Annotated in this window: 11 protein-coding genes; 6 read left to right on the forward strand and 5 right to left on the reverse strand. The window is 38.4% G+C overall.

Annotated elements, in window-relative coordinates; genetic code table 11:
• Positions 1-525 precede the first annotated feature (525 nt).
• From SB775_RS08670 to SB775_RS08680, 3 genes are all read left to right on the forward strand, one after another.
• Entirely contained in the window at positions 526-660 is a 135-nt protein-coding gene (locus SB775_RS08670) for a hypothetical protein (RefSeq protein ID WP_410861270.1), read from the forward strand.
• A 750-nt stretch (positions 661-1,410) separates the two neighbouring features.
• Complete coding sequence (locus SB775_RS08675; RefSeq protein WP_410861271.1) at positions 1,411-2,088, forward strand: FadR/GntR family transcriptional regulator; 678 nt, start codon at positions 1,411-1,413, stop codon at positions 2,086-2,088.
• 14 nt (positions 2,089-2,102) lie between these two features.
• Complete coding sequence (locus SB775_RS08680; RefSeq protein WP_061461832.1) at positions 2,103-3,341, forward strand: CynX/NimT family MFS transporter; 1,239 nt, start codon at positions 2,103-2,105, stop codon at positions 3,339-3,341.
• 817 nt (positions 3,342-4,158) lie between these two features.
• Here SB775_RS08680 and yhbH read toward each other — a convergent pair.
• A complete protein-coding gene (yhbH, locus tag SB775_RS08685) occupies positions 4,159-5,328 on the reverse strand; it encodes a sporulation protein YhbH (protein WP_410861273.1) in 1,170 nt (389 codons plus the stop codon).
• Between the two features lie 516 nt (positions 5,329-5,844).
• On the reverse strand, positions 5,845-6,024 hold the full coding sequence (locus SB775_RS08690) for a hypothetical protein (RefSeq protein WP_089364592.1): 180 nt from the start codon (positions 6,022-6,024) through the stop codon (positions 5,845-5,847).
• A gap of 118 nt (positions 6,025-6,142) precedes the next feature.
• Between SB775_RS08690 and SB775_RS08695 the strand changes: the two genes are divergently transcribed.
• Positions 6,143-6,352, forward strand: coding sequence for a hypothetical protein (locus tag SB775_RS08695; RefSeq protein ID WP_061461829.1), 210 nt, complete (start codon positions 6,143-6,145; stop codon positions 6,350-6,352).
• A 155-nt stretch (positions 6,353-6,507) separates the two neighbouring features.
• On the opposite strand, the gene SB775_RS08700 is transcribed toward SB775_RS08695, so the two are convergent.
• The 3 genes from SB775_RS08700 to SB775_RS08710 form a co-directional block, all read right to left on the reverse strand.
• Entirely contained in the window at positions 6,508-8,403 is a 1,896-nt protein-coding gene (locus SB775_RS08700; RefSeq protein WP_061461828.1) for a PrkA family serine protein kinase, read from the reverse strand.
• Between the two features lie 545 nt (positions 8,404-8,948).
• Positions 8,949-10,583, reverse strand: a complete 1,635-nt coding sequence (gene aimA / locus SB775_RS08705) for a glutamate/serine transporter AimA (RefSeq protein ID WP_410861275.1) — start codon at positions 10,581-10,583, stop codon at positions 8,949-8,951.
• A 199-nt stretch (positions 10,584-10,782) separates the two neighbouring features.
• Positions 10,783-11,793 carry a glutaminase gene (locus SB775_RS08710; protein WP_061465973.1) on the reverse strand — a complete coding sequence of 337 codons (1,011 nt, stop codon included), beginning with the start codon at positions 11,791-11,793 and terminating at the stop codon, positions 10,783-10,785.
• 314 nt (positions 11,794-12,107) lie between these two features.
• Here SB775_RS08710 and SB775_RS08715 point away from each other — a divergent pair, with 314 nt between their 5' ends.
• Together SB775_RS08715 and SB775_RS08720 are read left to right on the forward strand one after the other, a co-directional pair.
• Positions 12,108-13,427, forward strand: coding sequence for a sensor histidine kinase (locus tag SB775_RS08715; RefSeq protein WP_284149580.1), 1,320 nt, complete (start codon positions 12,108-12,110; stop codon positions 13,425-13,427).
• 4 nt (positions 13,428-13,431) lie between these two features.
• Complete coding sequence (locus SB775_RS08720) at positions 13,432-14,379, forward strand: response regulator (protein WP_061461826.1); 948 nt, start codon at positions 13,432-13,434, stop codon at positions 14,377-14,379.
• The last annotated feature ends 7 nt before the right edge of the window (positions 14,380-14,386 follow it).

Here is a 14,386-nt window from a genome sequence, read left to right on the forward strand (position 1 = left end):
GGAATGGATGCAAAATCGGCTTTTCCAAAAACCTCCGATTATTTTAAATAAAATTGCCCACATAATTTTTTCATTCCACTCTTAAAAAATCACTTATTATACTACTTTCCTTAATTTATTTCATAAAATTCAAATACTTTTAGATAATAAAGAACCTCTAAGGCATTTCTAAGAACAACCCAAAAGGGTATCCTATTTAATGGAATATCTTTAACTACATCATGTATATTTGGTGGTGTGTGTATTTATCCTATTTGACCCCAGATCTGATATTAAGCTACCTTATGGCCATCCATTTCCTCACAGTTCTATTATTATGGATTAGTATTTGTTCGGTGCAATTGAAGCTGCGTAAACAATATACAATATAATTTGGAACTACTGTATGTCTTGTCACTTTAGCAAAACTTATCCTTATTTCTTTTATTGTCAAACAAAAAAAGAAATAAGGAAAATCCCTGAATTTATTGGAATTCAGGGGTTGAAATTCTTGTTTTTACGGTTCCAGAAGTTGAAGTGTTAAGGATGGAGACGATTCGTAAAGCACCGAATATGGTTTTATTCGACAATCAAAGGCTAGAAAGTGAAAAAGAAGAATTAAAAGAGGAGATTCAGCAATTAAAAGGTCGTATTAGAGATTTAGAGAAAGCGTGGCTCTAAATCAAAAGGTATAATATACCTTTCTAAAAAAGGCTCTTTTCGTAAAGATTGTTGTTTTTAAAACGAAACTATTTAAGGTTAATTGGAGCGGAAGTGCGAGACTCCTGCGGGAGCAGCGGGAAGCGAACATCTGGAGGGGAAATCAACCACAACTCACTACCTGGTAAATAGCAACAAAGTATGTGAAAACAGCCTTAAAAAAAAGACCCCCGTTCTGAATGAGCCCCCCTATTTAATGACTCCAGGCAAAAGTGTTTATCTAAAAGGTAAGACAAAGTTGATTGGAGCGGGTGTTCGAGACTCCTGCTTAGAAAAGCGCGTCTAGGGGAGACACCAAAGGCGAAAGCCGAGGAGGCTCCCCGACCGCCCGCGGAAAGCGAGTGCCCTACGTTCCAATCGACGGCCAAATTGTACAACTCATAAAAAATAGACAAAGTCGACAGCTGTTTTTTATAAAAAGTTTAGCAACAGTATATTGTTTCCTTCTTTCAAATTCACAACTAAATATGCTAATTAAAAGATAAAAAAACCCCTTTTTCTCCATCAATTCTTTTGGAAAAGGGGTTTGTCTACACTCTGAATCCCTGAATTTATTGGAATTTAGGGATTTTTTCTTTTCCAAAATTCTTATGGGAAATTGAAATTTGATTTTACAAAATACTCGTATGCAACAACATTCTTGTTATATATTAAACATACATGTTAAAATAACCAATGAACCAATCATCCTACAAATTCGAGGTGTATATATTGTCCATATCTAAAACAAATCGCTTATCCCTTGTAGAGCAAGTGGTTTCCCAAATCGAATCGTTAATCGAATCAGGTGAATGGGAAATTGGAAATCAGATTCCTCCTGAAATGGATTTGATCCAACAATTCGATGTAAGCAGAAATACATTAAGAGAAGCTGTACGATCACTTGTTTATGCAGGTCTTTTAGTGACGAAACAAGGAAAGGGAACATTTGTAAAGTCCTCAAGTGCCTTGGGGGCGGCATTTCAAAGAAGGGTCCAGCAGTCAAGTTTATTAGAAACGTTAGAGGTCCGTCATGCCCTTGAAAGAGAGGGAGCTCAGTTAGCGGCACTGAGACGTAACCAGGGAGATATAGAAAGATTACGGCTTCATATAACAGCTTGCAGTAATGCGGCAAAAGCAAAGGATATCAAGGCTTACGAAGAAGCGGATATCCAGTTGCATAAATCGATTATGGGTTCATCACATAATGATTTATTGATTGATTTGTACGAACATATGGAAGACTCCCTTCATGATTCCATCCATCAGATAGTCGAGATGAGTTCTGATGCGAACCTTCATCTGAACATCCATTGCAACCTTGTAGATGCCATCATCGAGCAAGATGTGGACCGGGCAATCGAAACAGTCAATGAATACATTGCACAATTCAAAAAGTCTTTAGAGTAAGTACGGAGGAGATTATGAGCATTCATCAAGCGGCAAATCAACTAGAACAAACAAAAATGGATATTAAACCCAGGTTAGGACTTCTCATCATCGGGATCATTCTTCTTGGTGCCAATCTGCGGGCTCCCTTAACATCTGTTGGCCCCCTTGTCACTTCGATCCGGGATAATTTAGGAATTTCCAATACACTATCAGGTTCCTTAACGACATTGCCTTTGCTTTCTTTCGCATTATTATCACCATTTGCGCCTAGGATAGCACGGCGTTTTGGAATGGAGCTCACCCTTTTCCTTTCCTTGATATTATTAACGATCGGGATTGGGATACGCTCTGTTGGCGGCGTATTGACATTGTTCATTGGGACCATTTTAATCGGGTTGGCCATCGCAATGGGCAATGTATTGTTACCCAGTCTGATAAAACATAACTTTGCTAGGAATATCGGTTTAATGACAGGGACATATGCAGTTTCCATGAATTTATGTGGCGCAATAGGTTCCGGGATCAGCATTCCCATTGCTACATCATCGGGTTTGGGTTGGGCTGGTGCCCTTGGATGCTGGGGAATTTTATCTCTTATTACGGTTTTCTTTTGGATGCCGCAATTAAGACGGCCATTCAAGTCAGGTAAGGATATACAAACGGCTCAAAAGGTTAAAAACATTAACTTATGGCGTTCTGGATTAGCCTGGCAGATTACTTTTTTCATGGGGTTGCAATCGTTTATCTTCTATACAGTAATTACCTGGATGCCGGAAATCCTGGAGCAAAAAGGCCTGAATGCTGATGAGGCTGGCTGGATGCTATCCATTATGCAGCTTGCCGTCATTCCCATAACATTCATTGTGCCAATTTTAGCTGGACGCTTACAAAGTCAGCGCCTGTTAGTGGTCCCACCTGTCACCTTCCTTATTGCAGGGATATTCGGCATATTATACGGGAGCACTATATTCATACCAGTATGCATGATATTGATCGGAATTGGCGTCGGAACCATTTTCAGTTTATCCATGATGTTCTTTAGTCTTCGAACACAAAGTACCCATGAAGCGACGGAATTATCAGGAATGGCTCAATCATTCGGTTACCTCTTAGCTGCCATCGGACCGGTATTATTCGGATTGCTTCATGACGTTACACATAGCTGGACAATTCCCTTATTTATGTTGGTCGTTATTTCGGCACTTATTTTCATTGTTGGAATGCGTGCAGGAAAAAATGAATATGTAACTACAAATGAAAGTCTCTCATGAATTTTGTAAAAAAGAGCATACTTACATGATAAAGAACCTGTGAAAGCGTTAGAACAACGTGTTGTCGAATTAACGAAACGAATGATATAAGTTTAGTGTATTTGAAAAAAGCCATTGCTCCTGTTGAGCAATGGCCTAGACAGTGGACAAACTCGATTAAAATCAAGTTTGCCTACTGTTTTTTTATGGCTTGTACAATTTGAAAGAGGGCTATCACCAGTACAAATCACCAAAACACATTTGTGTGACATGTCATTTTTATCAAACTGTACCGAAAATAAAGATATCAAAAAGTAGTGACACGTCATATTGGGTACGATTATATGATAGAAGCAGATCATCTGCGTCATCATCAAGATGTAAAAACCTATCTATGCGAAAAGTAAAGAAACGATTGAGCGTGTTTTCGCAGATGAAAAAAGAATAGCATGGTGCGTTGGACTACTTAAAGGGGACTTAAAAAATTGTCCATGCAGGTGATGCAATTTCGCTGCCATGAATGTAAAGAAGATGGCCAATTGGACATGGGAAGGTCAAAAGATGGCCAATTGGACATGGGAAGGTCAAAAAATGGCCTAACATAGTGGGCTCGTAAAGACACAATTCCTTAATATTGAGCAAAATTCAATTTCAAAAGGGGTTCGGAATGTTTTAATTCCGAACCCCTTTTATCTGAGCCATTGCTCTTGTTGAGCAATAGCCTTTTCGTATGTAATTCCTGAATCTGCAAAATGAAAAAAGACGTACAATGTGAATCGCACGCCTTTTTGCCTACAATTATAATGACTTGAAAATCGCCATCTCCAAGTTCTCTTTTTTATGCATACTTCTTACTTTCCTCGTCTTTAAAAAAGCTCTTCATTGCATGGAAAACATCAGCCTTTTGCTTAAGGATATAGTACCTGAATTTTTCATTATCGATGTTCTTATAAGCTGTCATCAATGTCGAATGGCGATTGTATTGATTGACTTCCCCGTATCCGAACATATTGGAAACCTTCATGAGTTCTTCAACAAGCTTAACGCATCGGACGTTATCGGATGTTAGATTATCACCATCGGAAAAGTGAAACGGATAGATATTAAACTTCGCGGGGTCATATTTATGATCAATAAGTTCTAATGCTTTTCGGTATACGGACGAACAAATCGTACCGCCGCTTTCCCCTTTTGAAAAGAAATCCTCTTCCGGAACCACTTTCGCTTCTGTATGATGGGCAATGAACTCGATTTCCACGGTTTCATATTTTGTCCGCAAGAAACGGTTCATCCAAAAGAAAAAGCTTCGAGCCATATATTTTTCCCACAACCCCATACTACCGGAAGTATCCATCATTGCCAGCACGACTGCTTTGGAATCAGGTTTCTGGATCTCATTCCAGGTTTTGAATTTAAAGTCTTCCTTATAAATAGGATGAAACCCTGGAACCCCGCTTAAAGCGTTCCGTTTGAAAGCCGAGATCATCGTTTTCTTTTTATCGATATTTCCCATTAAGCCTGTCTTGCGGATATCGTTGAATTCGATATGTTCAAGCGTGTGCTCCGCCTGTTCTTTCTTCTGGAGATTAGGCAGTTCCAATTGGCTGAACAGGGCTTCCTCCAATTCCATCATCGACACTTCGGCTTCATAATAATCCTCACCTGCCTTATCACCTGCACCTTGGCCCTTACCGGCCCCGGCATCAGACGGTGAGCCATCCCTTGCAACCACATCCCCCACTTTACTGTCTCCATCGCCTTGCCCTACATGTTTGTTTTTATCATAGTTATAACGAATTTTGTATTCATCCAAGGAGCGAATGGGAATCTTGATAACATCCCGGCCATTAGACATTATGATGCTTTCTTCTGAAATTAGATCAGGCAAATTATTCTTGATCGCTTCCTGCACCTTTTCCTGATGACGTTGTTGATCATCATAGCCTTTCCGATGGAGGGACCAATTTTCCTGTGAGATAACATATTGTTGATTATTCTCTTCCGACATTCTCTTCCCCCCTTAAAAATGTTTGCACGCTTTTCATCATTCCTTCATATAATAAATTAGTGTGGGAAAGCCCACATCATTCCGGTGTCCCAATGAAAAATACTATGCGAAAAAACGGATTAAAAGAAAAGTATTACTCTATCTTATGCAGCGGTGCAGGATAATTTACCACAAAATTCAATAATGGACGTTTGCCTGTGAACTAGACAAGTCATGACATGGACATAGGGACCCTTTAAATATTTTTTTCTAATGTTACTGCAAAATAAGTATTTATCTAGAAAACGAACAGACTTATCAGTCCTGTTCGTTTTTCAGCAGGCTTCATTTATCGGATTAGATTTTTATAAGGTAACTTAAAATATCTTTTTGATGTTAGCCGTGTACAAAATCTAAAAGCAGAGACATGCAAATACATATCAAAAAATAGCTGCAATAAACCACAACAAAAGGGTGCTCCAATAATTTTCTGGACACCCTTTTACACAGATAGAATGATTCTGGTTGTGATATTCGTCAATCTTTATCTTCCTCAATTTCATGTTGCACTGTACCTGGGCGTTTGTCCCGCTCTTTCAATTCTTCATTCGTCCGTTGATTTTCCATCTGCTTCCCAAGTTCTTTCATCTCTTCATAATCCTTAGCCATGGAGCTGTTTTCCGGAACATGCTCTCTTTTCAATTCTTCTTTACTCATTTGCTATCACCTCCACTTATTGATACCCAATATTTCCAAATCCAAAACGTAACATATCCAATGGGAAGATGGGGTATAGATAAGACATTATGAGCAAACCAAAGGAGGTGTAAGAAGTATGCAAACAACTACGCTTTATGTAAAAGAAGCAACGTCAGAAGGTCCGATTCTAAATCTAGAGTCCATACTTTTAAAAACGGAAGGCGTGGAACGTGCGATCATCGATGTTGATGATGGGGAAATTAAAATCGATCATAGCGAAGACGAACTTTCCCCCGACCAACTTATCACACTTATTGAACAGTATGGCTTGAATGTAACCAAATAGGAATCCAAAGTGCCGGGCTCCCCCTAGTAGGGCCCGGTAATTTTTTTGATTTTTAAATATCCGATACCCTGTCACCTCTAACAAATACTTTACCTTTCCTAAAAAGAGAATATAAACCCCTACCCAATAGGGGGCAGGGGCAAGAAAGCATGCATTTACCGATTTAACAAGCTGCCCACATAGCGCAGCAAATCATTGGCCGAAGTGGAATTATAACCGTGCTCATCGATAAGTCTCGTAATGACTTCGTTCACCTTCTTCAGTTGCCTTTCGTCTGGTGTTTTCGTTGAAGTAGTGATCTTGACGACATCCTTCAAATCCGCGAATAGCTTCTTCTGGATTGCTTCCCGTAAACGATCATGTGAATTATAATCGAATCGCTTTCCTTTACGCGCATATGCAGAGATACGAATCAATATTTCTTCGCGGAATGCTTTTTTTGCATTCTCGGAAATTCCAATTTGCTCTTCAATCGAGCGCATCAATTTTTCATCCGGATTAATTTCTTCCCCTGTCAAAGGATCGCGCAGCCTTGATTTATTGCAGTAAGCTTCGACATTGTCCAGATAATTATCCATGAGGATTTTCGCAGACTCTTCATATGAATAGACAAATGCCTTTTGCACTTCATTTTTTGCAATGGCATCATATTCTTTACGTGCAAGGGAAATGAAATTCAAATACCGCTCCCGAAGTTCGTTCGTAATGGACGGATGCTGATCAAGACCTGCTTTTAATGACATAAGTACATCCAATGCATTGATGGACGGATTTTCCTTACGAATGATCGTAGAGGAAATTCGGTTAATCACGTAACGGGGATCGATTCCGCTCATGCCTTCGTCCTGATATTCTTTCTTCAATTCATTGATGTCTGCGGAGTTAAAGCCTTCCACATTTTCTCCATCATACAGCCTCATCTTTTTCAGTAAATCTATATCGCCCTTTTTGGGATCCTTCAAGCGGGTCATGATGCTGAAGATTGCCGCCACCCGTAATGTATGCGGGGCAATATGAACATCTGAGACATCACTTTCATGAATCATCTTTTCATAAATCTTTTCTTCCTCGGTAACCTTCAGATTATACGGAATAGGCATGACGATGATCCGCGAATGCAATGCCTCATTTTTCTTGTTGGAAATGAAAGCTTTATATTCCGTTTCATTCGTATGGGCCACGATAAGTTCATCTGCACTGATTAATGCAAAACGCCCTGCCTTAAAATTCCCCTCTTGTGTCAATGAAAGCAAATGCCATAAGAACTTCTCATCACATTTAAGCATCTCCTGGAATTCCATCATCCCGCGGTTTGCCTTGTTCAGTTCGCCATCAAAGCGATAGGCACGCGGATCCGATTCAGATCCATATTCGGCAATCGTCGAAAAATCGATGCTGCCCGTCAAATCAGCAATATCCTGTGACTTAGGATCAGAAGGACTGAATGTTCCAATTCCAACACGCTTATCCTCTGAAAGGAAAATACGCTCGACCATCACATCTTCAATCCTGCTTCCATACTCCTGTTCTAACCTCATTACATTCAGCGGCGATAGGTTTCCTTCAATCCTGATGCCGTATTCCTCATAAAAATCACCCCGTAAATACTGCGGAATGAGATGCAGTGGATCTTCATGCATCGGGCATCCTTTTATTGCGTAAATGGCACCAGAATCCTTTAATGAATAATTTTCAAGTCCACGCTTCAGTAAAGAAACGAGTGTAGACTTTCCTCCTGAGACCGGACCCATGAGAAGCAAAATCCGCTTACGGACATCCAGCCGCTTTGCCGCCGGATGGAAATATTCCTCGATGAGCCTTTCCAGTGAATCTTCAAGCCCAAACAACTGACCGCTGAAAAAATTGTATTTCTTTGACCCATTTACTTCCTCTATCCCTGCATCTCTGATCATGTTGTATACACGTGAATGAGCAGATTGAGCAACTAATGGCGTTTCTTTCAAAATTTCTAAGTACTCTGCGAAGGTGCCTTCCCACTTCAGCTTCTGTTCATCTTCTCTAAATTTTTCGATTTTCTTTAAAATATCCATTTAAGGAACCTCCCCCTGTCACTTTCAGAGAATACTTAAATCTATGCTCTAAGTCTGACAAACATGTCAGACTTTAAAAAGTGTCCGGGCATTGTTTAGAAACCTCCTGCACGCTCCATATATCGAAAAAGGCTTCATCATTGAACAATTGATGACAAATCGGCTGACAAGAAAAATAGTGTACACTACTGCTAAAAATTAGGGTATACTAAGCCTATACTTAAGTGGGACAATATGGGTAAAGGGAGGTCACATTATGGGCACAATTATTATCGTTGCAGTTGCTATTACATTTTTAGCCGCTATCTTTACTGCTGGTTATGAAGATAAACCGGGTGTCAAATAAAGAAAATATTAAGGCCTTTCTTACATTCCAAAAAAGGGGACAGCAAATTAAATTTGCTGTCCCTTTTCTTTGCACACCCATCCATATAAATAGAAAAAAGTCCTTGCGAACCCCGGAAGGATTTTTTACTTTTAAAATAAATTAATAAACCCTTCATTGATTCCATGCAAGCATGAAATCAATGAAGGGTCTTCATATTTTATACAGCGTTCTTTTTTTCCGTTTGAGATTTGGTATCGTCGTTCTCCAATGATCTCAAGTCGTCGTTTACTTTCTTTCCTTGTTCCAAATATTCTGTTTGGAATCCACTCTTTATTGCCCATCTATAAAACACCAGTGATAAACATGTAATGAGGGCCATATCCCAACCAAATGGAATTACGTTAAGTCCACCAAACTTTTCACTGCCTAAATATGAAATGGTCATCATACAGATTAAGTAAACAACCATCCAAAGTCCTGCCGAAAAGTTTTGACGGAATCCCTTCCAGTTTATTTTTGCTTGATAATAGAAATAAACGGGAAGACCAATCATTATGATAAATAATACTTGACCTGTCAGCGGCCATCTTGCCCAATAAAGAACCAAAGAAGCAAAAACAAAGCCAAGTGGCGCAATGATGCTTAATCCTTTTAGACGTAATGGTCTGTACAAGTCCTTACCTGTGCGTCTTAGCGTCATAACAGTAACTGGACCTGTAATATAAGAGACTAAAGTGGCAACCGAAATTACCTCTGCTAGTACTCCCCAGCCCCTAAACATGAATAAAAACAGGAAAGATACACCTAGATTTAAAAACATGGCTTGACGCGGGATACCATAAAGAGGATGAAGATTTCCAAACACGCTTGGTAAATATTTATTCTTTTCCATTCCATAAATCATTCGTGATGTTGTCGCCGTGTATGTTATTCCTGTCCCGGAAGGGGAAATAAAAGCATCGGCGTATAGTAAAATGACTAACCAGTTTATGCCTAAAACAATTGCTAAGTCAGCAAACGGTGAATTGAAATTCAAATGATGCCATCCGTTCACAATCATGGACGGATCAACTGCTCCAATAAACGCAATCTGTAATAAAACATAGATAACCGTTGCAATTAAAATGGAGCCAATCACTGCAATTGGGATCGAGCGTCCAGGATTCTTTGCCTCACCCGCCATATTAATCGGACTTTGAAAACCGTTAAACGCAAAGATTATTCCAGAAGTCGCTACTGCAGTAAGCACACTTGCCCAACCATTAGGTGCCATACTTCCTGCTGACGTAAAATTGGATGCATGAAAACCAGCAAATAAAAGTGATCCAATCGTAAGTCCAGGTATAATAACCTTAAAGACTGTAATAAATGAGTTAGCTTTTGAAAACAAACTAACTGTCCAGTAATTTAATAAAAAGTAGACGATAAGTAATCCGGAGGCAATTGCCAAGCCTCCCCCTGTAAGCCTTCCATTTTCCACTAAACCATGTGTCCACTTCGCCCATTCCCATGGCCATGAGCTCATATATTGGACTGAAGCAATCGCTTCAACTGGAATTACGGAAACAATTGCAATCCAGTTTGCCCAACCTGCAAGAAACCCGATGAACGAACCATGAGAGTACTGCGTATATTTTACCATTCCACCAGCTTCAGGAAACATTGCCCCTAATTCACTGTAAGAAAGTGCAATAAATAATATTACCACCATTCCTATAATCCAAGAGATAATGGCAGCTGGTCCTGCGATTTGTGCCGCTCTCCAAGCTCCAAATAACCAACCTGATCCAATAATAGACCCGAGTCCTACCATCGTTAATGAGAACGTTCCCATCTTTCGCTGTAAATTCATATGTCATCACCATGCTTTCCAAAAATTCATTCCTTTAAATAACGTTTAAAGTAACTGGATTTATGATTTGTGCTAGTGTACGCCCAAATAAATCTTAATGTAACTGCTGTATTCAGATCACCTCTTATTAAGCGCCTAACTTTTTGATTGGAATATCTTAAGGTTGTCCCCTTTATGAGAACAAATATTTTCTGCTTTTTTAGAAAATGCTTAGATCCCATTCTTCTGCCATATGTTTCAATAGCATACTACCTGTCACGCTATTCCCATATTCATCAATTGCCGGCCCATAAATACCAATACCACATCCACCTTTGAAGGGCATTCCGCTTCTGGCACTTGGAGGAACTGATGCCATAATTCCACCCGATACTCCACTTTTGGCTGGCACCCCAACAAAAGCCGCAAATTTCCCCGAAGCATTGTACATTCCACAAGTAAGCATTAACGCTTTGGCTAGTTTAGCCACTTTTTTAGGGAGAACTTGTTCTTGACGTATAGGATGGTAACCATCTAGTGCGAGGATCAATCCAATCAGGGCTATGTCTTCTGCAGTCACTTCTATGGAACATTGCTTCAGGTAAACCTCTAAAGCCTCCTCTACATCAGATTCTAAATAATTCATCTCTTTTAAATAATGTGCTAAAGCTCTATTTCTATGAGCGGTTAACATCTCAGATTGAAATACTTCCTCATTGATGATTGGGCGCTTCCCTAACAAATTTTCAAATAATGCAAGGAGAAATTCCAATTTTTTTTGTGAAGACTCCCCTGGCAGAAGCGAAGCTACAGTAATCGCCCCAGCATTAATCATAGGATTAAACGGTTTTCCTGGCTTATGCATTTCTAAACGAATGATTGAATTGAAAGCATCCCCAGTTGGTTCCACATCGACCCTATCCAACACATAAGAAATGCCGCAACCCAAGCATGCGGCTATAAAGCTGACCACTTTTGAAATACTTTGCAACGTGAAAGGGACTTCCCAATCTCCTGACTTTATCATGTTTCCACCTGGCTCTAGTATGCAAATACCTAACTGCGATAAGTGTGTATTCCTCAACGCAGGTATATAATTGGCGGTTTGTCCTTCAGTAGCATAGGGTTTGTAATTTGCTACCCATTCATCCAAGCAGGCTTGCTTTTGATTATTAACATGAATGTTATAATCTTTTGTTAATTCTCCAACCACTTTCTTCCACCTCTTCATTGTTGTGCTTAACTTTAATGGATTAGATGAAAACATAATGAATATTCTAAATATTGTTAAGCGCTTTCAAAAGTTTTTACCTACCTTGAATTTTAAAACGGGAACTACATAATCTTACAAAAACCTACAAAATCTAAAAAATAAAAATCCTTTAAAATCAAAAACGTGATTCTTTTCACATGTTTTGATACTATTTTTGTGGATAGAAAAAAAGATTGTTTTTTCCGTATTTTTACTAATACGTTCTATTAAGCAAAGTAAGCATTGTATTGAAGCCGCTGAAACTGTATACTGATTTTTTAAACAATTGGGAGGTGAACGCCCTGAATCTCGGTACGTTAATGAAAAAAGAGGTCAATATCCTTGCTCTGATGTTGTTAACAGTCCCATTAGCTGGTGAATTGAGTTTTTATCCTTTAAATGAAACGTTTCGGATAAGTTTTGGTCCGCCTGCACTTTTCTTTTTTTTACTATTATTACAGAAAACACCTGCTATTTTATCGGGTGCCTTGACAGGAACGATGGTTGTGTTATTTCGTATCCTAATAGACTTTTTCACAAATGATAATTTTCACTGGGCGTCCACTTTTCAAGAACAGTATCCCAGTTTTTTCTTTTATTTCACCTATTCCTTTCTTTTTTCTTTAGTGAAAATCAACCGCTTTCAAAATCGGTCTTTGATTATTGGATTTATTGGCCTCATTATCGAAATATTATCCGACACTGCAGAATTAATCATTCAATATTTTGTATTAGAAACAACAATTACGTTAGGTTCATTAAATGAGATGATCGTGATCGCATTCGGACACAGTTTTATCGTTTTAAGCTTTTTTAATATGATGAAACTTTATGAGGCACAATCAAGAGAAAGGCAAATCAGAAAACAAAATGAACACATGCTGATGCTCATTTCCAATTTATATGAGGAAACGATTCATTTAAGAAAAACATTAAAAAATGCAGAGAATATAACAAAGGAATCGTATGATTTGTATCGCGATTTAAAAGAACGGGAAAAACGGGAAAAGCAACCCCATGTTCTTACACAGCAATATAGTCAAAGAGCCTTGCGCATTGCGGGTGAAATGCATGAAGTTAAGAAAGATAATCAACGAATTTTTGCTGGTCTCTCTAAATTGATTTCTAATGAGAGTTTTAAGGATTATATGGAAGCTGCTGAACTTATTCGATTAATTATCCGAATTAATGAAAAATATGCCTTATCACTTGGAAAGGATATTCAATTTGAATACTCTTTAGATGGAAACACCGATTCACATTATCATGTATATACCGTATTATCTCTTTTCAATAATTTAGTCGCTAATGCAGTGGAGGCAATTAAAGAAAAGGGAATCATTAGTTTAAGTTTGAGTGAACTTTGCGATAATGTAGAATTTAAAGTTGCTGATAATGGACCTGGGATCCCTAAAAAATATCAGACCGTTATATTTAAACCTGGATTCACTTCAAAATATGATCATTTCGGGACCCCTTCAACAGGGATTGGACTCTCATATGTTAAAGAAGTTGTGAAAGAACTGGGAGGGGATATCCTATTAGAGAGTAAAATTGACGGCGCTGTTTTTTCTATAAAGTTACCAATCCATAAGTTGATACAGAAAGGATGATTTCATGCGTTTTTTTATAACAGATGATGATTGTGCTATACGTTCGAACTTAAGCCAAATTATAGAGAACGAAGATTTAGGAGAAGTGGTAGAGGAAGCGGAAGATGGCAGTCAATTAGAAGGACATATTTTGAATTTAAAACAAATTGATATTTTATTTATTGATTTATTAATGCCCATCCGGGATGGCATTGAGACACTTCGTCATATAAAAAGTACATTTAATGGAAAAATAATAATGATTTCACAGGTTGAATCAAAAGAGCTGATTGGTGAGGCATACTCACTCGGAATCGATTATTATATTACTAAACCGATTAATCGCATTGAAATATTAACAGTTATCCGAAAGGTCATGGAACGTATTCATTTAGAAAGATCGATCACTAATATCCAAGCCTCTTTAAATAGTGTATTGAATTTTGAACAGCCAAAGGCTGATAAATCAAATAATTTTAATGAAAAAAGCATAAAAGAGGTGGGCGAATTTTTATTATCGGAATTAGGGGTTGTGGGAGAAAATGGGGCAAAGGATTTAATTGAAATGCTTCAGTATTTATTCATGTATGAACGGACATTTACTTTTGAACAGCATTTCCCGACTCTTAAAGATATCTTTGAAGAAATTACAAAAAAAAAGCTCGGAACATCAGCTGGGCAAGTTGATATTAATCGAGAAATGAAAGCTGCCGAACAGCGAATACGCAGAACGATCAACCATTCGTTAAATCATTTTGCTTCGCTCGGTTTAACGGATTTTTCAAATCCAAAGTTTGAAAATTACGCTTCCAAATTTTTTGATTTCACAGTCGTTCGCCAAAAGATGAAAGAACTGCAAAAGGATTCAACGATCGTCCTCACTCCTACCCGGGTAAATACAAAAAAATTCATTCAAGTGTTTTTTTTCGAAGCGAAACGATTGAATCCAGAGGAAATAAATAGATATAGATAAATTCCAT

Source organism: Peribacillus sp. SIMBA_075, assembly GCF_046534585.1.

Bases quoted from the DNA above. Each gene is read 5' to 3' on its own strand.
- SB775_RS08670 (WP_410861270.1), top strand. From the start codon at position 526: ATGGAGACGATTCGTAAAGCACCGAATATGGTTTTATTCGACAATCAA.
- SB775_RS08680 (WP_061461832.1), top strand. From the start codon at position 2,103: ATGAGCATTCATCAAGCGGCAAATCAACTAGAACAAACAAAAATGGAT.
- yhbH (WP_410861273.1), bottom strand. From the start codon at position 5,328: ATGTCGGAAGAGAATAATCAACAATATGTTATCTCACAGGAAAATTGG.
- SB775_RS08690 (WP_089364592.1), bottom strand. From the start codon at position 6,024: ATGAGTAAAGAAGAATTGAAAAGAGAGCATGTTCCGGAAAACAGCTCC.
- SB775_RS08695 (WP_061461829.1), top strand. From the start codon at position 6,143: ATGCAAACAACTACGCTTTATGTAAAAGAAGCAACGTCAGAAGGTCCG.
- SB775_RS08700 (WP_061461828.1), bottom strand. From the start codon at position 8,403: ATGGATATTTTAAAGAAAATCGAAAAATTTAGAGAAGATGAACAGAAG.
- aimA (WP_410861275.1), bottom strand. From the start codon at position 10,583: ATGAATTTACAGCGAAAGATGGGAACGTTCTCATTAACGATGGTAGGA.
- SB775_RS08710 (WP_061465973.1), bottom strand. From the start codon at position 11,793: ATGAAGAGGTGGAAGAAAGTGGTTGGAGAATTAACAAAAGATTATAAC.
- SB775_RS08720 (WP_061461826.1), top strand. From the start codon at position 13,432: ATGCGTTTTTTTATAACAGATGATGATTGTGCTATACGTTCGAACTTA.